This is a genomic window from Paenibacillus sp. J2TS4 (genome assembly GCF_018403245.1).
In the GTDB taxonomy this organism is placed as follows: domain Bacteria; phylum Bacillota; class Bacilli; order Paenibacillales; family NBRC-103111; genus Paenibacillus_L.
This window is the reverse complement of record NZ_BOSH01000021.1, coordinates 40,808-63,912: the sequence shown is the minus strand read 5'-3', so window position 1 is coordinate 63,912 and position 23,105 is coordinate 40,808. Positions and strand designations below refer to the sequence as shown.

Annotated in this window: 22 protein-coding genes; all 22 read right to left on the bottom strand. The window is 48.8% G+C overall.

Translation table 11 applies throughout. The annotated features are described in order from the left end of the window. Positions 1–602: 602 nt before the first annotated feature. Positions 603–2,093 (bottom strand): lysine--tRNA ligase, encoded by a 1,491-nt coding sequence (lysS, locus tag KJS69_RS27555; protein WP_213587178.1) that lies wholly within the window; start codon positions 2,091–2,093, stop codon positions 603–605. A gap of 224 nt (positions 2,094–2,317) precedes the next feature. Further along, entirely contained in the window at positions 2,318–2,794 is a 477-nt protein-coding gene (gene greA / locus KJS69_RS27550) for a transcription elongation factor GreA (protein ID WP_213587176.1), read from the bottom strand. A gap of 291 nt (positions 2,795–3,085) precedes the next feature. Continuing rightward, the gene (gene dusB, locus KJS69_RS27545) at positions 3,086–4,102 is read right to left on the bottom strand and encodes a tRNA dihydrouridine synthase DusB (RefSeq protein WP_213587174.1); all 1,017 of its coding nucleotides are present in this window, start codon (positions 4,100–4,102) and stop codon (positions 3,086–3,088) included. 4 nt (positions 4,103–4,106) lie between these two features. After that, on the bottom strand, positions 4,107–4,328 hold the full coding sequence (locus KJS69_RS27540) for a helix-turn-helix domain-containing protein (protein ID WP_213587172.1): 222 nt from the start codon (positions 4,326–4,328) through the stop codon (positions 4,107–4,109). Beyond that, positions 4,280–4,816: a 2-amino-4-hydroxy-6-hydroxymethyldihydropteridine diphosphokinase gene (gene folK, locus KJS69_RS27535; RefSeq protein ID WP_213587170.1), complete on the bottom strand. Its 537-nt coding sequence runs from the start codon at positions 4,814–4,816 to the stop codon at positions 4,280–4,282. The genes KJS69_RS27540 and folK overlap by 49 nt, the downstream gene beginning before the upstream one ends. 3 nt (positions 4,817–4,819) lie before the next feature. Next, positions 4,820–5,182: a dihydroneopterin aldolase gene (folB, locus tag KJS69_RS27530; protein ID WP_213587168.1), complete on the bottom strand. Its 363-nt coding sequence runs from the start codon at positions 5,180–5,182 to the stop codon at positions 4,820–4,822. Continuing rightward, positions 5,175–6,116 carry a dihydropteroate synthase gene (gene folP, locus KJS69_RS27525; protein WP_213587166.1) on the bottom strand — a complete coding sequence of 314 codons (942 nt, stop codon included), beginning with the start codon at positions 6,114–6,116 and terminating at the stop codon, positions 5,175–5,177. The genes folB and folP overlap by 8 nt, the downstream gene beginning before the upstream one ends. A 51-nt stretch (positions 6,117–6,167) precedes the next feature. Next, a complete protein-coding gene (pabC, locus tag KJS69_RS27520; RefSeq protein ID WP_213587164.1) occupies positions 6,168–7,046 on the bottom strand; it encodes an aminodeoxychorismate lyase in 879 nt (292 codons plus the stop codon). Positions 7,047–7,203: 157 nt separating this feature from the next. Beyond that, positions 7,204–7,773 carry an aminodeoxychorismate/anthranilate synthase component II gene (gene pabA / locus KJS69_RS27515; protein WP_213587162.1) on the bottom strand — a complete coding sequence of 190 codons (570 nt, stop codon included), beginning with the start codon at positions 7,771–7,773 and terminating at the stop codon, positions 7,204–7,206. Between the two features lie 2 nt (positions 7,774–7,775). Further along, positions 7,776–9,374: an anthranilate synthase component I family protein gene (locus KJS69_RS27510; RefSeq protein WP_213587161.1), complete on the bottom strand. Its 1,599-nt coding sequence runs from the start codon at positions 9,372–9,374 to the stop codon at positions 7,776–7,778. A gap of 77 nt (positions 9,375–9,451) precedes the next feature. Then, positions 9,452–10,390 carry a cysteine synthase A gene (gene cysK, locus KJS69_RS27505; protein ID WP_213587160.1) on the bottom strand — a complete coding sequence of 313 codons (939 nt, stop codon included), beginning with the start codon at positions 10,388–10,390 and terminating at the stop codon, positions 9,452–9,454. A gap of 99 nt (positions 10,391–10,489) precedes the next feature. After that, complete coding sequence (locus KJS69_RS27500) at positions 10,490–11,428, bottom strand: peptidylprolyl isomerase (RefSeq protein WP_213587159.1); 939 nt, start codon at positions 11,426–11,428, stop codon at positions 10,490–10,492. Between the two features lie 25 nt (positions 11,429–11,453). Beyond that, positions 11,454–12,326, bottom strand: a complete 873-nt coding sequence (hslO, locus tag KJS69_RS27495; protein WP_213587158.1) for an Hsp33 family molecular chaperone HslO — start codon at positions 12,324–12,326, stop codon at positions 11,454–11,456. 229 nt (positions 12,327–12,555) lie between these two features. Beyond that, entirely contained in the window at positions 12,556–13,320 is a 765-nt protein-coding gene (locus KJS69_RS27490) for a type III pantothenate kinase (protein WP_213587157.1), read from the bottom strand. After that, a complete protein-coding gene (gene nadC, locus KJS69_RS27485) occupies positions 13,317–14,183 on the bottom strand; it encodes a carboxylating nicotinate-nucleotide diphosphorylase (RefSeq protein ID WP_213587156.1) in 867 nt (288 codons plus the stop codon). Before nadC ends, KJS69_RS27490 begins: the two co-directional genes overlap by 4 nt. After that, positions 14,176–15,789 carry an L-aspartate oxidase gene (gene nadB, locus KJS69_RS27480; RefSeq protein WP_213587155.1) on the bottom strand — a complete coding sequence of 538 codons (1,614 nt, stop codon included), beginning with the start codon at positions 15,787–15,789 and terminating at the stop codon, positions 14,176–14,178. The genes nadC and nadB overlap by 8 nt, the downstream gene beginning before the upstream one ends. 39 nt (positions 15,790–15,828) lie before the next feature. After that, positions 15,829–16,767 carry a quinolinate synthase NadA gene (gene nadA / locus KJS69_RS27475; protein ID WP_213587153.1) on the bottom strand — a complete coding sequence of 313 codons (939 nt, stop codon included), beginning with the start codon at positions 16,765–16,767 and terminating at the stop codon, positions 15,829–15,831. A gap of 202 nt (positions 16,768–16,969) precedes the next feature. Beyond that, a complete protein-coding gene (gene ftsH, locus KJS69_RS27470; protein ID WP_213587151.1) occupies positions 16,970–18,973 on the bottom strand; it encodes an ATP-dependent zinc metalloprotease FtsH in 2,004 nt (667 codons plus the stop codon). A gap of 89 nt (positions 18,974–19,062) precedes the next feature. Continuing rightward, positions 19,063–19,602 (bottom strand): hypoxanthine phosphoribosyltransferase, encoded by a 540-nt coding sequence (gene hpt / locus KJS69_RS27465; protein WP_213587149.1) that lies wholly within the window; start codon positions 19,600–19,602, stop codon positions 19,063–19,065. Between the two features lie 47 nt (positions 19,603–19,649). Beyond that, positions 19,650–21,077: a tRNA lysidine(34) synthetase TilS gene (tilS, locus tag KJS69_RS27460; protein WP_213587147.1), complete on the bottom strand. Its 1,428-nt coding sequence runs from the start codon at positions 21,075–21,077 to the stop codon at positions 19,650–19,652. Positions 21,078–21,115: 38 nt separating this feature from the next. Then, a complete protein-coding gene (locus KJS69_RS27455) occupies positions 21,116–22,039 on the bottom strand; it encodes a protein kinase domain-containing protein (protein ID WP_213587145.1) in 924 nt (307 codons plus the stop codon). Next, entirely contained in the window at positions 22,023–22,784 is a 762-nt protein-coding gene (locus KJS69_RS27450) for a vWA domain-containing protein (RefSeq protein ID WP_213587144.1), read from the bottom strand. The genes KJS69_RS27455 and KJS69_RS27450 overlap by 17 nt, the downstream gene beginning before the upstream one ends. Positions 22,785–23,105: the final 321 nt, after the last annotated feature.

Below are 23,105 nucleotides of genomic sequence, written 5' to 3'. Positions count from 1 at the left end.
CGTAAAAGTTCCCCATGACAATGACCTAAGTCCCGTCACGGAAGCTCATTTATTGAAGAGCGATTAGCTCATTCGTTCATTCATTAACGGTTCTGCTCACGATCCGAAGACCGCTTCGCACTGGCTTCATTCATTCACTCGTTGTTCAGTTTTCAAAGGGCAATGCTGCTTGATGTTGCATCAAAAAGCTCACTACAAAATAGCTTGTCTAGCCTGCCGCACCTCTTAAAGCGCGACTTTTATATTATACCACGCTATCTAAGCTTTGACAAGCGGTCAGCTTTTTCCAATTCTAAAGGGAAGTTACCTTTTTGATCCTTGAAAGGATTAGTCTCGGTTAAAGCGACAAGAAATAATTTAACACATCTTCCCCCTAAAAAGCAACAGTATAATTTACCGTGTTTTCCACTCTAGGGTCAATACCGTTAATGAAACCATCCCACCCACAAACGAGCATGCATAAATCAGCCTATTCTTATCGTTATTCGTCCTTTCTCGAAAAGAACGATCAAAGGAAGAACGAAAATAGGCCCGCCAGAAGTTAGCTTCAGTTTCTGGTGGGCCTATTAATACTAAGGGGTCTAGTTGGAGCGTTGTATTGGCTAGTGCTTATCCCGCATATGAGGGAATAACAGAACATCCCGAATCGAAGGGGCATTCGTCAAAAACATGACCAAGCGGTCTACGCCAATTCCAAGCCCGCCCGTAGGAGGCATTCCGTACTCCAGGGCATGAATGAAATCTTCATCCATCATATGAGCCTCGTCATTGCCCAGCTCCCGTTCTTGAAGCTGTGCCTCAAACCGTTCCCGCTGATCGATCGGATCATTGAGTTCAGTGAAAGCATTGGCATGCTCCCGGGCAACGATAAACAACTCGAATCGATCCGTAAAGCGCGGGTCGGCTTCGCTCTTCTTGGCCAGTGGGGAAATAGCTACCGGATGACCCGTAATGAAAGTAGGCTGGATTAAAGTTTCCTCAACGAACGTCTCGAAGAACTGATTCACAATATGACCGAAGGTCATACCTGGCTCCACAGGAACTTTATGTTCCTTCGCCAAAGCCAGAGCCTCTTCATCAGACAGATGTTGGCTGAAATCTACGCCAACCACTTCCTTAATTGCATCCACCATGGAAATACGTCTCCATGAAGGAGCCAGGTTCACTTCATGTCCCTGATAATTAATCGTTGTCGTTCCCAGCACTTCCTGAGCAATATGAGCGATGAGCTGTTCCGTCAAACGCATTATATCTTCATAATCAGCATACGCTTCATATAGCTCAATCATTGTAAATTCCGGGTTATGTCTGGTAGATATTCCCTCATTCCGATATACTCGCCCGATCTCGTACACCTTTTCCAGTCCGCCTACAATAAGCCGTTTGAGATGCAGCTCAATAGCAATTCTCATATAGAGCTCCATATCCAGTGCATTATGATGCGTAATGAATGGACGGGCGGCAGCACCTCCCGGGATAGTATGCAGGGTCGGAGTTTCCACCTCAAGGTACCCTTGGGAGTCTAAATAACGGCGCATCGACTGGATGATTTTAGAGCGAAGCATGAAAGTTTCTTTAACTTCCTCGCTCATTATCAAATCGACATAACGTTGGCGATAACGAAGCTCGACGTCCTTCAATCCATGGAATTTATCGGGAAGAGGGTATAGCGATTTGGAGAGAACCTTTACCGATTTCGCTTTAACCGACGTCTCTCCTGTCTGGGTTTTAAATACCGTTCCGACCACTCCAACGATATCCCCGATATCCAGAATGTCAAAGGCCGTGTACTCCACTTCATCTACCGTATCTTTACGGACATAAATTTGAATCTTGCCGGTTAAGTCCTGAATGTGCGCGAATGAGGCCTTCCCCATTCCTCTCTTCTGCATAATGCGTCCGGCAATACTGACCTCGACGTTCATCTCCGCTAACTGTTCTTTGGTGTACTCCTCATAGGTCTTTAGAATATTATCGGCCGTATGAGATCTTTCATACTTATGCCCGAACGGATCCACGCCCAATTCGCGAAGCTCGTCCAGCTTGTTCCGGCGAATCGTTAATAATTCATTCAACTCCAGTTCCTGACTCATCGTTTCATCTCCTCTTTCTTTGTTCCATAGTACCGCATTTCGCCGTCCGTATGGCCGTGCAGCGCCAAAAATATTATGGTTTGTTAGATAACATTCGGTCTAGGCACCCGCACCCTTGATCTATCGCTATTTCTCGCCTAACGCCGATACAGCGCGCGCCCTCGTCCCCCAATGAAAAAAGCTTCCTTAGGAAGCTTTTCATCCACAGCGGCTGATGCAAACGCTTATTTTTTAATATCAATAATCTGATATTGAATGATGCCCGCGGGAACGTTGACATCGACGGTAGCACCCTTCTGTTTACCAAGGATCGCTTTACCTACTGGACTTTCGTTGGATATTTTATTTTGCGAAGGATCGGATTCAGCTGTTCCGACGATCGTATATTCGAATGTATCGTTGAACTCGATGTCCTTCAAAGTAACGATGGAACCAATGCTTACTATATCGGTATCCACTTCATCGTTGTTAATGATACGGGCATTGCGCAGCATTTTCTCGAGAGTAATAATTCTACCTTCTATAAATGCTTGTTCATTCTTGGCGTCCTCATACTCAGAGTTCTCACTAATATCCCCGTAACCGATAGCGATTTTGATCCGCTCCGCCACCTCGCGGCGTTTGACCGATTTAAGATTCTCCAGTTCTTCTTCCAGTCTCTTTAAGCCTTCCTGGGTAAGAATTACTTCTTTTTCACTCATTCTTATATATCTCCTGTCATGTGAAAATTGTCATACGACCGGTCTTGCCTGCCACAAACAAATAGATACAATGATACAACTTGGTATTGCCAAAGCGCTGAAATGACCCACCATTCGAATCGATGACCCGTTGTCTGGAATGTCCTCATCCCATTAATAATATATTGCTAACATCGATCAAGATGACTGATATTTTCACTTTGTTAATTTCGTTATTGACTGATTATATTGCAAGGCTATACAAATGTCAATCGAAGGGAATTCCAAGGAATGGCTCCAGCATAATCGCAATTAATGCGCCAAAGCTCCAGCTGGAGTGGCCTTGAAAGGTCCGTCATCTTCAAATTGCGACACGAATTGCTCCAACACCTCGACCAGCGTGCTTCGATCTGTCAATTCCATGATGACATCTTTAACACGAGCAGCTCCGGATATCCCCTTTAAATACCACGCCATATGCTTGCGCATTTCTTTAACGGCTACCGCTTCGCCTTTGAGGGCGACCAACCGATCGAGGTGAACAATGGCGATGCGTATTTTTTCCCGGGGAGTGGGATCTGGAAGCAGTACTCCATCCGTAAGATACTTAACGGTCCTGTAAAGCATAAACGGATTGCCCAGCGCGCCCCTGCCGATCATTACTCCGTCACAGCCGGTATGATCGAGCATTCTTCTCGCATCTTCTGGCGCAAATACGTCTCCATTGCCGATAACTGGAATGGAAACGGACTCTTTCACCTCTTTAATGATATCCCAATTCGCATGCCCGGTATACATCTGCACTCTGGTTCGTCCGTGTACAGATACCGCCTGGCCTCCACCGTTTTCTACCGCCTTGGCATTCTGCACCGCATAAATATGGTCTTCATCCCAACCAATTCTCATCTTGACGGTTACCGGCTTCGATACCGCTTTGACGACGGTCGAGATCATCTCTTCAATTCGCGATGGATCCAACAGCCATCTGGCCCCGGCATCGCATTTGGTAATTTTCGGAACGGGACAGCCCATATTGATATCAATAATATCGGCATTGGTATACCGATCGACCACCTGCGCGGCTTGAACCAATGTCTCCGTATCCCCTCCGAATATTTGCAGGCTAAGCGGCTTCTCCCGCTCATCCACATAAAGCATCTGCATCGTCCGCTCATTACCATGAACAATCGCTTTATCGCTTACCATCTCGGCACAGACTAATCCACAGCCGAACTCTTTGGCGATTAAACGGAACGCCGGATTGCATACCCCTGCCATCGGAGCAAGCACGACTTTATTTTTAGCGACTACGTCACCGATTTTTAACATAATCCTAACTCCTTTCTACGAGCGTCGAAGGCAATAGGTCCTCCGGCTCTACACCCAACACTTCCGCGATTCGATTAATGGTCCGAGCATCTGCTTTGCGTGTTCCCCGTTCGATGGAGCCGACGATAGACACGGAAATTCCCAACAATTCCGCTAATTCTATCTGCGTAACCCCTTTTAATTTGCGAAACGCCCGGATTCGAGCAGCCAATTCGTTTGTTTCCACAGTTGTACCCCTTCCTTTCCATTCAACGACGCCGTCCATTCTGCAAGTCGGGAGAATCCAGGGAAGCTGTCTTCCACGATTTCCATTAAAGGGACAAGTACAAAGGCCCGTTCATGCATCCGCGGATGGGGAAGTGTCAGCGACTCGGTATGAATCGTCGTATCATCATACAGAAGAAGATCCAGATCAATGGTTCGCGGGCCGTTGCGGATTTCTCGTACTCTACCCAAAGAGGCCTCCACCTGCAAGAGCTCCTCCAACAAAATCTGAGGATGAAGCCGGGTGCTCAACTTTGCCGCCATATTTAAAAAAGCTCCCTGCTCTTCATACCCTACCGGCTCCGTTTCATAAACATTCGAATGCCGGACCACCTGAATGAACGGATGTTGGTTCAGCTTCCGCAATGCTTCTTGCAAATATTGTTCACGGACTCCCAAATTAGAGCCTAATGCAATATAGGCCGTATTGTTAACTTGTTCAGCTTCCATTATTCAGTCCCGCTTTCTGTGTATTTCCACGGTGACCCCTTCAAAAATGATATTGAACGGAGGATGAGACTTTATAACCCTAACCGTAATTTCTTCTATAATAGTATAAGTTTGCAGCAACCGAGATGCAATGGTTTCGGCCAAAGCTTCTATTAATTGGAATGGCCGCCCTTCCACCAGCTCTTTAACCTTTTCGTACACTTCCGCATAGTTAACCGTATCTTCCAAATGATCAGAGACACCAGCTTGCTTGAGAGGCAAATAAAGCTCCACGTCCACATAAAATCTTTGGCCCAGCTTATTCTCCTCCGGAAAGACGCCATGGTAGCCATAGAACTCCATGCGAGACAGAATCATTTTATCCATCTTTCTTCTCTCCTTCCCTTTTCAACGAGGAACGAATAATGGCATCTGCCATCTTGACCGTCCTCTTGATTTCTTTAACATCATGGACACGGACTATATCGACTCCCTGAGCAATCCCCCATACGACCGTTGCGGCCGTTCCTTCAATGACTTGATCAGCAGGAAGCCCCAGGGTGGTACGGATGAAAGTCTTGCGAGATGTTCCCAACAGGACCGGGTAACCCAGCTTGTTCAAATCTGCCAGGTATTTCATAGCGATCAGATTATGTTCATAATCTTTGGCAAATCCAATACCAGGATCCAATATAATTTGATCATCCCGCACGCCAGCCTCTTTAGCCAGGCGAATGGTTTGCTTCATATCGTCCAATAGATCGTCCATAAAATGATTATAATTTTTATCTTTGCGGTTATGCATCAGAATAAGGGGGCAATCGTAAAGAGCCGCTACATAAGCCATCTCGGGATCAGCTTGGCAGCCCCATACGTCATTAATAATATGGGCTCCTGCTTCAAGGGATTGCCTGGCCACCTCTGCTTTATACGTATCTACAGAAATGGGCAAATCGATAGCCCTCCGAACTGCTTCTACCATAGGTATCACTCTGTGAAGCTCCTCATCCAGAGTTAATGTCTCCGCCCCTGGACGTGTGGACTCTCCTCCGATATCTATTATATCCGCACCTTCCTCGGCCATTCTTTGGGCATGCTCCACAGCAGCATCCACCGTAGAATAGCGTCCGCCATCAGAGAAAGAATCCGGAGTAACATTCAGGATGCCCATAATTAAAGTTCTCGAGCCGAGAGTTAATGATTTATCCCGACACTGAAGGACAGTTCCGGAGGCTACAGTCTGACCTTCGAGCCGACCGTTATTAACTGAACCACGAGGAAAATCCGTCTGGTCCACCACCGTTTTTTCATTTTCGTTCATCCTTATCTCTCTCCTTTCCCTTATGAATTTCGTTACAAAGTATGATGGATATTATAGACTGCAATATCGCTGATAATCCTCATACAGCGTTCTCGTCAATGAACCTGGCTCGCCGCTCCCAACTTGTCGCCTATGCCCGCCGAGGTCATACAAAGCATTGATCGGAATGATTTCTTGAACTGAATTCGTAACGAACACTTCTTCTGCCGCAAGTAAATGATCCCAATCGAAATGGCCTACACATACAGGGACCGATCTGGCCTCACATAAACGAATGACGAAATCTCGGGTGATCCCCGGTAAAATCCCTGTATCCAGCGCAGGAGTATAACAAATGCCATCCGCCACAAAGAAAAGATTACTGACCATTCCTTCCGCCAAGTATCCCTTCTCATTTAAAAGCAATCCTTCTGCCCCGGTTCCGGAGATCCAAGGATATTGCTTTAGCTCTCTTTTGGCGAGAATATTATTCATATAATGGAAAGACTTCATTCTCCAGCCGGCTTCCGGGCTGTTCCGACTCAGCTTTAACCGCTGCAGCGGACGGGCCGTCTTCTCCCATTTGTCAGGCCGAGGAGGAAGGGGCTTGCCATAAACAATCACTGTCGGGGTCTCATACCCCTCCGCAGGCAGACCAATCTCCCCGATTCCTGCAGATACGGATAACCGGATGTAAGCCTCGCTCAGTTGATTTTTGTCCAGCAGCGAATCAATAATTGCAGCAATGGTAGAGCTATCGGGACTATAGCGAATGTCTAGCGCTCTGCAGTCTTTTTCCAATCTGGCCAGATGCTCTTCCAATAGAAAGGGTTTGCCCCCGTACGTGCGGAACGTTTCGAATAAGCCCATCCCGTAAAGAAAACCGTGATCATATACGGAGACCACGGCTTGTTGATGTTCAGTCCATTGACCGTTTATATAAATTATCATGGCGCGCTCCCATCCGCGTTATGCCCTCAATATATCCGTTCTTTAGCCGTCTTACGTTCCTGCTCCCGAGGTCCGAAAGAATATACTCAGCGTGGCCTAAAAACATATAATTATTCTGCTTCCACTCCCTAACTATTAAGGGGATAAGCTGACAGTACTACCTATAGGTTTCCACGAAATTGCGCAGCAATTGCAGACCATGATCGGTAATGATGGATTCAGGATGAAATTGGACTCCCTCAATTGGATATTGCTTATGGCGAAGGCCCATAATTTCACCTTCCTTAGTCTCCGCACTAATCCCGAGAGTATCGGGGAGTGTATCGCGCTTTACGATTAAAGAGTGATAACGAGTAGCGGTAAACGGACTGGGGATTCCTCGGAAGATCGTTTGACCGTCATGAAGGACAGGGGACGTTTTGCCATGCATCAGCCTGTCCGCCTTCACCACCTCGGCCCCGAAAGCCTGTCCAATAGCCTGATGTCCAAGACAGACACCTAATATCGGGATTTCTCCCTTAAATCGATCAATCAGCGCCAAGCTGATCCCCGCCTCATTGGGAGTGCACGGTCCGGGAGAGATGAGCAACTGGTCGGGATTAAGCGAAGCGATTCCGTCCAGATCGATTTCGTCGTTGCGCTTCACCTGGAGCTCTTCCCCTATTTCTCCTAAATATTGCACCAAGTTATATGTAAAGGAATCATAATTATCAATGACCAAAATCATTCCTAGTCCCCCTTGTGTTCGGCGCCTGCAGCTCTTGCGGCATCCCACTCACACTGTTCGCTTAGCTCGATCGATTTCCATAAAGCCTTCGCTTTGTTAAGCGATTCAATATATTCTCTGTCCGCCGCAGAATCGATCACTATTCCCGCTCCGGCTTGGACATGGCCGACTCCATCCGTTACAAGCAGCGTTCGGATAACTATATTTAATTCCATATTTCCGGTGTAGTCAATCCACCCGATCGACCCGGTATAGGGACCTCTTCTAACCGGTTCCAACCCCTCAATAATTTCCATAGTTCTGATTTTGGGTGCTCCTGTAATAGTCCCTCCGGGAAAGACGGCGGCAATAACATCGTATACATCTTTGCCTTGAGCGAGCTCCCCCTTCACTTCAGAAACGATATGCATAACGTGCGAATAGGTTTCTACTACCATGAAGTCATCCACCCGCACCGATCCATAGCTGGAAATCCGCCCTAAATCATTACGAAGCAAATCAACCAGCATCACATGCTCGGCCCGTTCTTTGTCATTATGAATTAATTCGTCTGCTAGCCGCAAATCCTCCTGTTGATCCATCCCGCGAGGCCTTGTCCCGGCGATAGGGCGGGTACGGACCTGGTTAGCCTCGAGTTGAACCAGCAGCTCCGGCGATCCGGAAACAAGCTGAAATCCGGGGTAACGGAGCAGTCCCATATAGGGGGACGGGTTAACCAGCCGGAGCCATTCATAGATAGCCTCCGGGCGGGCCTCCAGCTTCTTGCTTTGGCGGACCGAAAGGTTGACTTGAAATACGTCACCTTGAGCTATATAGCTTTGAATGCGGCGAACCGCTTCAATAAATTCGTTCTCTTGGAGAGCGGGACGCAGCCCTTGGATCGAAGCCACATCTATATGCAGCGATTCCTGCTCAAGCCTCCGAATACGGCGGGAATGTTCCGCCCTCCATTCTTCATCCATCTGGACGGAAGCAATCCGATCCCACTGACACTTCATGCTCTCGATTTTCCGTTCCGCCTGCTCGTAGAGCTCTGCAAGCTGGTCGGCAGTGGACCCATTACGATCTTCTAATCTGATATGAACAGCGCAATAAAGCTCATGGAGTTCATGATCCATGATCCATAGCTCATCATATAACGTCATAACATAATCCGGAACAGATAGATCATCATAAGCTGTGACAGGGAGCTTCTCGATCGAACGGGCAACATCATAACCGAGGAAGCCGACACAGCCCCCGATGAATTTAGGCGCGCCTAACACGGCAGGGGCCCGATGAGGCTGCATCCACTCTTTAATCAAGGCCAATGGCTTGCCCGTTCTCCGCTGACGTTCTCCGCTGGCAAAGACGGTTACAACTCCTTCTTCGCCCTTCCCTTCAATCATGGACTTGGGAGACAGGCCCAGGAACGTGTATCTCCCTCCCTTGCCGCTTTCCAATACGAAAGAAGACGGACTTTCGTGCTTCCATGCCTGCTCCCAGGAGATGAGCCGTTCGCTTCCAGGTGGCAGCGCATATTTCCGAACATACGGAAGCAGCGAATAACGGCCGGAAGAAGCCCATTCCAGCCAATGATCCAATGTTGTTATCGTCTCCATGGCCAACCCGACTCCCCACTTTATTCAATCCTCGTTAGGTAGAAAAGAAGAGCCCCAATTAGGGGCTCGAAAAGACGTTAGTCTTCAAATTGATATAGAGGAGTGCTCAGGTAACGTTCCCCGTTACTTGGAATGACGGCGACGACTCGCTTGCCTTTACCCAATTTCTTGGCCACCTGCAATGCGGCACGAATAGCGGCGCCGGAGGAAATCCCTCCGAGTATCCCTTCTTCCTTAGCAACCGTCCGAGCGGTTTCGAATGCATCCTCGTTTTCGATCGTAATCACTTCATCGTAAATATCGGTATTCAGAATATCGGGGATAAATCCGGCTCCCAGCCCTTGAATTTTATGCGGACTAGGCTTGCCTCCAGACAATACAGGAGAAGCCGCGGGCTCTACTGCATAAATTTTAATATCCGGAAAATGCTCTCGAAGCACTTCTCCGGCCCCGGTAATCGTTCCTCCCGTGCCAATACCCGCTACAAAGGCGTCCAGCTTTCCGTCATGCTCGCGAATAGCTTCTACAATTTCCGGTCCTGTCGTTTCACGATGGATTTTGACGTTCGCCAAATTTTTAAATTGCTGGGGCATGAAATAATTATCGTTCTCCGCCAGCAATTCCTCCGCCCTGCGAATGGCCCCTTTCATTCCTTCGGCTCCCGGAGTCAGGACGAGCTCGGCTCCATAGGCACGAAGCAAATTTCTACGCTCCATACTCATCGTCTCTGGCATAACCAGAATCGCCTTGTACCCTTTGGCGGCTGCAACCATAGCCAGTCCGATTCCCGTGTTGCCGCTGGTCGGCTCAATGATTGTATCTCCGGCCTTCAACTTGCCTTCCTTCTCTGCGGCTTCCACCATACTGATCGCAATTCTGTCCTTCACGCTCGCTCCAGGATTCTGGAATTCCAGCTTCAGATAAATCTCTGCAGAATCCTCCGGAACAATCCGATTCAAACGAACAAGCGGCGTATCTCCGATTAACTCCGTAATACTCTGAACTAATTTAGCCATAATGTATCCTCCCCGGTTTCATTCCCGACTAACTCAGTTGGTTTTACTCGATTTTACCAATCGAACAGGGGAATTGTCAACATCTTTATCCGCCTGGGCCTAAGACGCAAGGGAGGTATCGAAGATAACGGCCCCTCTTTTCTTGCGAATAGATGCGACGACCTCCTTCAAGGGAGGGGCTTTCTGTAACGATAGCCTCTTTTTCACCGCATCATGGATTTGTTCCTTCGTTCCGATCGAGTCCACTTTTCGATTAGTCAGTTTGATAACCGCATAGCCATCATCGAGTTTAATCGGTTGACTGACCTCTCCAACCTGCATTGCTTTAGCCTGCTTCATTATGCCCGCATCTACGAAAGGATCGTTATCCTCCAGCCAGCCTAAATCGCCTCCGTCCGAGGCGGTTATCGTATCCAGAGACCTCTCGCTGGCCAATTGACCGAAATCTGCGCCATTACGGGCGGAATCATACACTTTATTGGCTTGATCCAAAGTGGAAGAAACAATTAGCGAAATGCGTAAATAGACCGTATCTCTAAACTCTTCGTCGTGATCTTTAAGAAAATCCTCAATTTCCTTTTCCGACACACTGACGTCCAACGTCGCTATTTTTTCCAATAAAAGCTTGTAGTGAATATCTTGCTGAAGCTCCTCCCGGGACAGGCCGAGCTGATCCTTCATCGTACGATAATATTCTTCCAGACTTTCATAGCCCTGACTCATTCGGGAAAGCTCATATTCCATTTCTTCATCGGAAATCTTAATCCCGATCTCTTCCGCCTCCTGTTGAATCGCTGTCCGATCCAGCATTTGATTCAGCAGCTCAGACCCATATTTATCCAAAAGCGTCTCTTCTAATGTGCTGAGTAAAATGCCGTGATCCCCAACTTTAGCCACAATCCTATCCTCTTTAGATGAAGAAGAGTCGTTAGGGAGAGGAGAATCGGCAGAGTTGCGAAGCAGCAGCACCGCCAGCAGCAGCAAAACCATAGCGGCCAACACAAAGTTGATCGACCATAGCAGTTTATTGTTACTCATCCTCATCTCCTCTCCACTCCAATATCTAATTGATTTTGTCTATCACAGCAGCCAATTGTTCATCCGTAAAAGCATAGGCCTCGTTGCAAAAATGACAAACGACCTCCGCTTTTCCCTCTTCCTCCAGAATAGCGGTCAGCTCTTCCTTGCCCAAGCTGATCAACGTCTTCTCTACCCGATCCCGGGAGCAGCGGCAGCGAAAATGAATATCCATTCTCTCCAGCAGCTGAATTTCCCCTACGGCGGAGGTTAAAATGTGCTCCAACGATTCACCGGAATCCATCAAGGTCGTAATAGGAGGCAGATTGCCCAAAGCTTGTTCTATTGTATCAATTTCTTCTTCCGTCAGACCCGGTAATAATTGGATGATGAACCCTCCGGATGCTTTGACTGAGCGGTCGACATCAATTAGAACACCTACGGCAACGGCGGAGGGCGTTTGCTCCGACTTGGCGAAATAATACGTAAAATCTTCACCCAGCTCCCCCGATACAATCGGAGTGCTGCCCCGATACGGCTCTTTCATCCCCAGATCTTTAATGACATAAAGGAATCCTTCCCGGCCGACGGCCCCCGCAACATCCAACTTACCTATCTCATTAAGCGGCAGGTCTACTTCCGGATGATCCACATATCCCCTTACTTCACCCGCAGCATTGGCATCTACGACGATCTGTCCCATCGGTCCGTCGCCTTTAACCTGAATAGTAAGCTTCTCCTCACCTTTCAGCATGGCCCCCATCATCACCCCAGCCGTGATGGTTCGGCCTAGTGCGGCTGTAGTCGTCGGAGTCATTCCATGTCTCCTGCGGAGCTCGTCTACCACTCCGTTCGTGCGGGCTGCAAAGGCCCGCACCTTGCCTTGGAGCGCAGTGGCTCGAATTAAATAGTCCTGCATAAGGTCACCCGCTTTATATTTACAAAGTAATGTTATTATATCCAACTTTGACGTTCTAAGATAATTGACATAATTAATATCGCTATATAAGTGGCACTTAAGAAAGCGATCATTCCGTTCCGAAGGAAAGTAGTGCCGAGTATATAGTATCTCATTTGTTCCCTCATCCGATCAAAAAGAAGGAAGCTTGCCAAGTTTTGTAGAATCGCAGACAACAGCCAGTCGACCTTCAAATATTTCGTTCATAAATGAATCGAAGTCCCTGAAGCGTGAGCAGAGGATCGACCACATCAATCGCCTTGGATTCCGATGCGATTAATTCCGCCAACCCGCCCGTTGCAATCACTTTCGGATTCGTACCGAATTCCTCGCGAATTCGGGTGACAATTCCGTCCACTTGGCTGGCATAACCAAATATAATACCGGCCTGCATCGAGGTTACCGGATTGCGGCCGACGGTGCTTTTAGGCTTAACAAGTTCAATTCGCGGAAGCTTCGCCGCTTTCTCATACAAAGCCTCGGTCGAGATCCCAATCCCCGGGGATATCGCCCCTCCTATGTATTGTGCTTGTTCATCGATATAGCAAAAAGTCGTAGCCGTGCCAAAATCAACTATAATCAACGGAGTGCCGTACAGCTCGATCCCGGCGACAGCGTTAACGATTCTATCCGCACCTACTTCGCGGGGGTTCTCATAGCGGATGTTCAGACCCGTTTTGATTCCCGGTCCGACTATGAACGGAGTCTTTTTAATATATTTTAAGCTTAGCTGCTCTAGTGCGAACATAAGGGGCGGGACGACAGACGAAATGATGACTCCTTCAATGTCCTCCATTTTAATTCCGACATAATGGAAAAAATTGTACACCATCATGCCATACTCATCCGCGGAGCCCGACCGATTAGTGCTGACCCGCCAATGATGGAGAAGCTGATTCTCTTCATAAATCCCGAGGACAATATTCGTATTCCCGACGTCTACAACCAAAATCATAAAGACGTCCCCTTTCGTTCGTTTAAGTCCAGGCTAATATCGAGCGATTGCACAGAGTAAGTCAATCGGCCGACCGAAATGACGTCAACCCCGGTTTCCGCGATTTCCCTAACCGTATCCAGAGTGACGGACCCGGAAGCTTCGACCACAATATGCGGGAAACGGCTTTTAACCGTACGCACGGCCTGCCCCATCTGTGCTGGAGTCATATTATCAAGCAGAATGATATCCGCTTGAGCCTGCAGCGCCTCTTCCAGCTGGTCTGAATTCTCTACCTCGACTTCAATTTTCATTGTATGGGGAATCTGACTGCGGGCTGCTTGGACCGCTTGCGTAATTCCGCCAGCACCGATAATATGATTATCTTTAATCATTACCGCATCGTATAACCCAAAACGATGGTTATAGCCTCCTCCTACGGTAACGGCGTATTTTTCCAACATCCGATGCCCTGGAGTAGTCTTTCGGGTGTCGACCAATCGGACCGCCGTTCCCTCCAATGCTTCGACAAATTGCCGAGTGCGGGTAGCAATCCCCGACATTCGCTGCAGCAAGTTAAGCGCCAACCGTTCGCCGGTCAAAATGCTGCGGGTGCTGCCCTCGACCTTCGCCAAAAGCGTCCCTTTATCGATCCGGGCCCCTTCCTCGGTCATCGGCGTAAAAGACAGTTCCGGATCGACTTCCCGAAAGACAGCTTCAGCAACGGTAAGACCCGCCACGATTCCAGCTTCCTTGGCATGAATAATGCCCGTTGAGCGGCTGCTTTCAGCAATAGTCGACAAAGTGGTCACGTCCCCGGTGCCCACATCCTCCTGTAACCAAAGACGCAAGGAATTGCGAAAAGTTTCATTATTATTAAACATCGGTCATTTTCTCCTCCAAAATTCCGTCAGAATGGCTGAATAGAATATGCTTTCTCCACAACAGATCATCTTTATCCGGGAAGTCCTCGCGATAATGACCGCCCCGGCTTTCTTCCCGGATTAACGATGCTTTGGTTGCCAGCAAAGCACAGACAAGCATATTGGCGAATTCGTATTCTTCCTTCTTGGTCAGGCAGGAGTCAAAAATGTGAACCTGCTTCATTAATTCTTCGTAGCCTTTTTCCAAGCCCTGGCTTGTTCGGGTTAATCCGACATAGCGTAGCATGATTTTTTGCAGTTTTAATCTTCTTTCTATAAAAGGTCGGATCGGCAATTCCCGGTCCGATTTCTCAAAGCGTACCTCCGGAAACCGGGTTAACGGTTCCAATTGGTTAATTTTCTCTACAATCCTTCGACCAAACACGATAGCCTCAGACAAAGAATTACTGGCCAGCCGATTAGCCCCGTGAACTCCCGTCGACGACACCTCTCCGCAGGCAAACAGCCTTTTCACGTTAGTCTCGCCATACAGATCCGTCTTCACCCCGCCCATCATATAATGAGCGGCCGGAGCAACCGGAATCCAATCCGAAGAAAGATCCAGCCCATAATTAAGGCAGAATTCATAAATGGTCGGGAAGCGCGTCTTCACTTTCTCCGCAGACTCGTGGGTAAAGTCCAGAAAGACGAAGGTCGAATTCGTCTTTTCGATTTCACTGACGATAGCGCGAGCGACAATGTCTCTTGGAGCCAGTTCCAACTGCGGATGATAATGCTCCATAAATCTTTCTCCCCGAATGTTCCGCAGGACAGCCCCTTCTCCCCGCACCGCTTCTGAAATAAGAAACCGGGGAGCTCCCGGGTAGACAAGAGCGGTGGGATGAAACTGAATGAACTCCATATCACGGATAACCGCTCCGGCTCGGTAAGCGATGGCTACCCCATCCCCAGTAGCAATGACCGGATTGGTCGTATAGCGATAAAGTTGTCCTGTTCCGCCGCTGCACAGAATGGTCGCTTTGCCTTGAACATAGATTTTGCTCCCGTCGGGCTTCTGTACCCACGCCCCATAGCATTCCCCAGCCTGCGTTATTAAGTCGATCACATAATGGTCGTCCCATACTTCGATATTGGAATGCTGCAAAGCCTTTTCCGATAAAGCCCGGACAATCTCATGACCTGTCGCGTCTCCGTTGGCATGAAGAATTCTCCGCTTGCTGTGAGCTCCTTCCTTCGTTAAAGCGAATTGGCCGTTCTCCAAATCGAACTGAGTGCCCATGTGAATAAGATCCCTGACTCCTTCGGGACCTTCATGGACTAGCACATCCACCGCCCCGGTGTCGCATAACCCGGCGCCGGCAATGAGCGTATCCTGCCTATGATAAGCCGGAGAATCGTTATCCGCAATGACAGCGGCAATTCCTCCCTGGGCATATCGAGTATTACTTTCGAGCAGAGATTTCTTCGTAATCAGTAACACTTTGTGTGTCTCAGCGGCGCGAATGGCCGTGAACAACCCGGCAATTCCTGCACCGATGACAATAATTTCTGCTTGCTTGACAGGAGAGCTGGATAAATCAATATCGACTAAATAGCGCGGTATCATAACGCTTCACCTTTTCTCATACAAAGGAAGTAGCGCATGCTACTTCACCTGCAGCATGCGCTCTAACGAAAGTCTCGCCTGATCCGCAACCTGTGGCGGAACATAAATTTCTGGAGACAGCGTCTCCAAGCATCTGGCAACTTTCTTCAAATTGTTTACTTTCATGTTGGGGCAGACCAAATATTTAGTGGCAAAATGAAACTTTTTATGTGGGCTGTCTTTCCGAAGCTGGTAGCCGGTTCCGTCCTCCGTTCCGACAATAAATTCATCACGATCCGATTCTCGGCAATGCTTAATTATCGCTGTTGTACTGCCTACAAAATCGGCTAATTTGACAACCTCAGGGCGGCATTCCGGATGAACCACAAACTCGGCGTCAGGGTATTTGGCTCTCATTTCCTCGACATCCTTGACCGTCAGCATATCGTGAGTGTTGCAATACCCTTCCCAAATAATCATTTTCTTATCTGTGAATTTAGACACATAGTCTCCCAAATTTTTATCCGGAACCCATATAATTTCGTCCGAATCGACCGACTCTATTACTTTGATCGCGTTGGCGGAGGTACAGCAAATGTCGGTTTCCGACTTAACCTCGGCCGATGTGTTGATATAAGCGACCACCTTGGCGTTAGGATGCTGCTTTTTCAAAGCGCGCAGACCGTCTACGTTAACCATATCCGCCATCGGACAACCGGCTCTTTCATCCGGGATGATGACCGTTTTGTTCGGGGCTAATATTTTGGCGCTTTCCCCCATAAAATGCACTCCGCAAAATACGATCACTTCCGCATCGGTAGTGGCTGCCTTCTGAGCGAGCAAGAAAGAATCTCCTCGAAAATCGGCAACCTCTTGTATTTCATCTCTCTGATAATAATGAGCGAGAATAATGGCGTTCTTTTCTTTCTTTAACTGAAGAATCCGTTCTTTCAGCTCCTCATTCTGCTCTTCCTTACGTGCTAAAGCGAGAGCCTCCATCCCAACCCTTCCTCCTTGTATCCCCCTTGTTCGGCAAGCGGGTCGGGTTGCCCCAACTCACTAAAGTCCGTAAAGGATTCATTAAGTAAGTTTAAACTTAATTTACACAACCTTAAAGAAGGTGTCAATGCGGAAAAACCGGGGAATCGAATAAAATCCGGGAGCCTCGCATGGACGCTTCCCGGATTTGGTGACCTTCCCTTTATTCTTCTTCGTTTTCGTTTTTGTCCCGTTCGGAACCGAATTTATTCGTTTCCTTCTGTTGATCCTGGCCTTGAATTTTGACCTTCAGTTCTTCCTCTTTTTTGTAGGCATCATAAGCGGATTCATTACCTGACTTCGAACCCGAATCTTCCGATCCGGTTTCCTCGCCTACCGTACCATGCTCGATCAGATGGATAATCTGTTCTTTAACGAGTGTTTCCTTGGTCAATAGTGTATTCGCAACCAGATGCACCTTATCCTCATGCTGCTTCAGAATGCTTTTCGCACGGTCATAGCATTCGCGAATCATAAGCTGCATCTCTTGATCAATTTCGTAAGCAATAGCATCGCTGTAATTCTGCTCGTGTCCAAGATCCCTTCCCAGGAAAACCTGGCCTTGGGTATGGCCGAATTGCATAGGTCCGAGCTTATCGCTCATTCCATAGTCAACAATCATGCGGCGCACGATAGATGTGGCTTTTTGGAAATCGTCGTAAGCTCCGGTACCAATCTCCCCGATAAACAGCTCCTCGGAGACGCGGCCCCCCAGCAGTCCGACCACCTGATCCAGAAGCTCGGACTTGGTAACGACTAACGGATCTTCCGCTTCTTTAGGCTGCATCATGACGTAACCACCGGCCCGTCCGCGCGGTACGATCGTCACTTTATGAACCATCCAGGCATCCCTTGCGTAGTAGCCAATGATGGCATGCCCCGCTTCATGATAAGCCAGCGTCTTCTTATCGCGGTCACTGATAATGCGGCTCTTCTTCTGCGTTCCTACGACAACTCTGTCGAAAGCTTCCTCCACTTCCGCCATCCCGATGTCCTTTCGGTTGCGGCGTGCCGCGATCAACGCTGCCTCGTTCAGCAGGTTCTCCAGATCGGCTCCGGTAAAGCCTGTCGTATATCTGGCCAGTACATCCATCTTGACATCCTTGGCCAGCGGTTTATTCCGGGCGTGCACTTTGAGCACAGCTTCCCGGCCCTTCACATCCGGGCGATCGACCGTAATTTGACGGTCAAAGCGTCCGGGACGCAATAATGCAGGGTCGAGAATATCCGGACGGTTAGTTGCAGCAATAATGATAATCCCTTCATTGGCGCCGAACCCGTCCATCTCTACCAACAGCTGATTGAGCGTCTGCTCACGCTCGTCATGCCCGCCGCCTAATCCGGCGCCGCGCTGACGGCCAACGGCGTCAATCTCATCAATAAAGATAATACATGGCGAGTTCTTCTTCGCATTCTCGAATAAATCGCGGACACGGGAAGCCCCGACACCAACGAACATCTCTACGAAATCAGAACCGCTTATGCTGAAGAACGGGACTCCCGCTTCTCCCGCCACGGCTCTCGCTAAGAGTGTTTTCCCTGTTCCTGGCGGCCCGTTAAGCAGGACCCCCTTGGGGATACGCGCTCCTACCGCAGCGAACTTGCGCGGGTCTTTGAGAAATTCCACGACCTCGACAAGTTCCTGTTTCTCCTCGTCAGCCCCGGCGACATCTTCAAAGGTAACCCGTTTTTTCTCTTCATTATACAAACGGGCCCGGCTCTTGCCAAAATTCATCACCTTGCCGCCGCCGCCCTGAGCTTGGTTCAGCAAGAAGAAGAACAGGATGAAGATAATGACAAGCGGAATAATGGACGTCAAGAACGTAACCCATATACTGCCCTCGTCCATTTTCTCATACACTTCTTCTGACACGCCGCTCTCTTCAATAAGAGCAATGACCCTTTCATCCAAAGGGGCCCGGGTCTTGAAGCTTTTACCCGACTCATACTTTCCCTTTATGACGTAGGTATAGCCTTCCGGCTTGACGATGACTCTTTCAATCTTATCCCCCGTCGTTTGGGCTGCTGCGTTCTTTAATTCTTCGCGAAATTGATTGTACGAAATTTGCTCCTCGATATCGTTTTGAGCACTGATAAAACGTACAATTCCGATAACAACTAAAAAGAGAATTAGATAAAATCCGGTATTTCGGAGGACCCGATTCATCCCCTACCTCCTCTCAAGCGGCACACTTGTTTTATTTTACCACAGCAGGTCTCGCCTTCACAATAGAACGGAAAATAGACTTTTGCGGCTTAGGAAGAATAAACTTCTTCCTTTAAAATGCCGACATAAGGCAGGTTCCGGTATTTCTCCGCATAGTCCAGTCCATACCCGACTATGAATGCATCCGGAAGGGTGAATCCTTTGTAGTCCGGCTCTAGCTCAACGGTTCGACGCGCAGGCTTATCGAACATAGTCACTACCGAAACCGAATGGGCGTTTCTTCTTTCCAGAATGTCGATCAGGTAGCTCAGCGTTAAGCCGCTGTCGATAATGTCTTCGACAATCAGAACATCCCGACCTTCGAGCGGCACATCCAAGTCCTTAATGATTTTGACGACCCCCGATGATTTAGTCGACTGCCCGTAACTGGACACCGCCATAAAGTCGAGCTCGAGCGGTACGTTAATATGTTTAACAAGATCGGCCATAAAAATAAATGCGCCTTTCAGGACACAGATAACAAATAAATTCCTATCCTGGTAGTCCTCGGTTATTTTCTGACCCAGCTCTCGCACCTTTTGCTCAAGTTGCTCCTTGGTGTACAGCACTTCTTGTATGTCGTTATGCAACAAAGAAACCTCCTACTTTATTCTATGAAAAAACGAAAGCGTACATACTAAAGTCCTTGCATTCCTTTCCGGCTAACCCTTATATGTAAAAATCGGGTCGTCCGGTCCGTCACCCTAGCATGCACGGAACGTTTAATTCCCGGTATCCAAATAATCCGGCCGGCTCCGTCAACAACCAATGGTAGAAGGTTCCGCTCCCTGTGGGCGATTTTAGCATCGATGAAAATATCTTTCACCTTTTTGGAACCATTTAAACCAAGAACCTGCATCCGGTCTCCGTCTTGACGACTGCGAACGATGATCGGGAGCTCGAGCCGATCCAGATCCAAAACCGCCCGATCTTCGGCCGGCCATGAAGACCAATCAGGATGTTCACGGGCTTCCGAAACGAAGGTTTCCAGATAGATCCCCGCTTCGGCTAAATACAAATCGCCCTGCTCCAAACCCAACGGGTAACGGAACGGACGGGCGGGAGAATAGTTTCGCACGAAACCAATACGATCATATTCTTTAAAAAAGCGGATCTGATCACTTACATCCAGCGTAAGGCTGGAGGAGCGTCTCTGTATAATTGCCTCGCGCAGCGATTCCACAGTGGCAAAATCAACGGAATCCGCGCATAAACTGAGATAATTTAATATTAGTTTAATCAATCGCCTTTGTAAAGCAACATGTAAACGGGTGAACACTTTTGTTGAAAATGTTCTTTCGCCCGTTGCGGTATCCGTACGGACCATTCGTTCATAAAGCGATTGAATCTCTTTTTCCATAAAATCATCTTCATCTTTCATCATGAAGGACAGACGATGGAGAGATTCAACAAAATTTGGATTGTACTCGGACAGCTTAGGAATAACGTCCAGTCGAACTTGGTTACGAAAATATTTACGCTCCAGGTTGCTGCCATCCACATAATAGGTCAGCTCGCGCTCATGACAGTATTGCTCCAGCTCTTCTTTATAAATACGAAGCAGCGGGCGGATCAGTTGCAGGCCATCCAGCTTATTGCTCGCCGTCATTCCAACCAGTCCCGCCGGTCCCGTACCGCGAATCAGCCTCATCATAACGGTCTCCGCCTGATCATCGGCATGATGGGCCAGGGCGAGTTTATCGGTGCCGAATTGTTTGGCGACGGAGGCGAGAAACAGATACCTCTGCTGCCTGGCCGCGTTCTGGGGATTGTCGCCGGTCTGTTCAATATAGCGGGGAACATCTACAACACCGACCTCGCATGGAATCCCGAGTTCGCGGGCCCATCCCGTCACAAACCTGGCCTCCTCCTCCGATTCTTCACGGAATAAATGATTGACGTGGCCGATCATGAGCTGCCAGTCCCACTCCTTGGAAAGCAGGAATAGGAGATGCAGCAAGGCTACCGAATCGGGACCACCCGATACGGCAACGACTATGCGATCTCCTGGTTCAAACAGCCGCTCTTCTATAATGGTATGTTCTACTTTGCGGATAAGCTCCATTTGGCGTACTCTTTCCTTTCGGTGAGCAGAAAATCTGATCATGACCATACGATGTACAGCGCCACCCCGAACATTAGTAGAGAAGCAGCGAAGCCGTAGGCGACCCATCGGCCTGCCTCCGCCGGGAGACAGGGACTCTTGCTTCCCAGCACCGCAGATGTTATCCGCAGCGTTTGCCAATCCTTGCAGGCTTCAAGCGACGAATTAAATTGGCCGGTGAGCGACTTGTGCAGGAACATCTTGCAGCCGGAGTAGGCCGGGTCGGCCTCCAGTTCCTCCAGAAGCAATTCTACGCTTCGATTCTGAGGAATCAGCTGGGGGGAAATACAGCTCCTGCGGCTTCCCAGCAACTGCATGCAGAGGATAGCAAACGAGAATAAATCATAGCATTCGTCCGCTGTACGGCTGCCTCCGTTCCAATACCCCCGATCATATACTTCGGTAAATTGTTTGACTCCATTTCCAAGCCGCGTAACGCCGCCAAAGTCAATCAATTCTACCTGCCCATAGCGGGAAACCAGAACATTCTCCAACTTCAAGTCTCCAAAAACAAATCCTTGCCGATGCAAATTAACCAGCTTGCGCAGCAAGTTCAAGCCGATAACGTCCAGCCATTCTTGACCTGATTGCTTGAGAAATACATCGGGCGGCTCTCCGCGCACATATCTCATCACGTAGAACGAGTGAACGCTGCCATTAATTTCCGCATCGTCCGCATCGACAAAGAAATGCCGAAAATCACCAGCCGCTTGCGACAGCTTCTTCAGCACATTGATCTCGGATTGCAGATCGACCGTGTTGAAGCCGATTTTCAAAGCAAACCAACGGCGGTCCCTGCGTACGAGGTAAACCTTGCCGTTCGCCCCTTCGCCGAGCTTCCTCTCGACTTGATATGGAGTTCGCCTCCACTTGCCGACGACTCTCGCTCCGGGTGCAAAATCTATTTCAGACGACGTAGTCACTCAGCATCCCGTCCTTGCCCGGTTGTGAACAAGCCTTCGGCCTGACCGGTTCTCCACCTTCCATTCCGCCCGTCCGTTCTTCGGACAGCAATTGGACCACATGGAGCAGAGCGGGTCCGGTGGGCGTCGTACCTTTCATGTTTATTTTATAGAATAAATTGCGAACATTTGCAAGTCGATTCGTCCAATCCAGATCCATGCACACTTCCCGTCCCCCTTGAACATCGGGAAAATGAAACACCGCTATTTCGCTCGTCCCCCTGCGAGCCTGGAGGCTCAGCATCAGATCGCCTATCGCCTCTCTTACCGCCTCAAGCTTGGGACGCATGCTTGCACTCGCATCAACCAGCAGCGCCACCTTCAGACCGGACGTCTCCGCCAGGTCGTCGATCACCTGCACAACCTGGGAGCGCTGCTCCGGGTTCATCGATTCCAGCGCCGCATCCGGGCCGACGATCTGGCGCAGCTCCCGATTAACAGCATCGTGAATGGTATGAACCATGGTCTTGCGCGTCATCATTTGCATCGTCTGCGCCACTCGGCTTGGGGCAACGAGCCGGCTCAATCCGCCTCCCGCTCGGGCAATTTCATTAATTTCTTCTATTCCATAAATGCCCGTTTCTCCGTCATCCGTTATCCCGATGACGTTCACTACAATTCCTTCTGCCAGAGCTCTCGCCGCAGCAGCAATTGGACTGATTCCGACATTCGAGCAGCCGTCGGTCACCAAAATAATTTGTTTCATGTTCCGCCCCTCCCTTAGTCCGAATGGCCGTCTTGTTTTTCCTACCATCCTATTAATCAGTGTTGCCCTTTTGGTAGACTTTATACGGCACAATCCTGTCTAAAGAAGAGGTAGTACATCAGCTTGCAAAATTATTAAAAGTACCTTAACGCCTTACTATACACCAAAGTACTTTATGGAAGGAGCCTACAGGATCACTGAACAAAATAAATAGTGCCGGACCCATTCCGGCACCACTCTGGTTCTCTGTCTTGTCTCTATCTATTTTATTTCTCTAATAGCTGCCGACTACCCCCCGATTTGTTAACCAGCCACTCGATT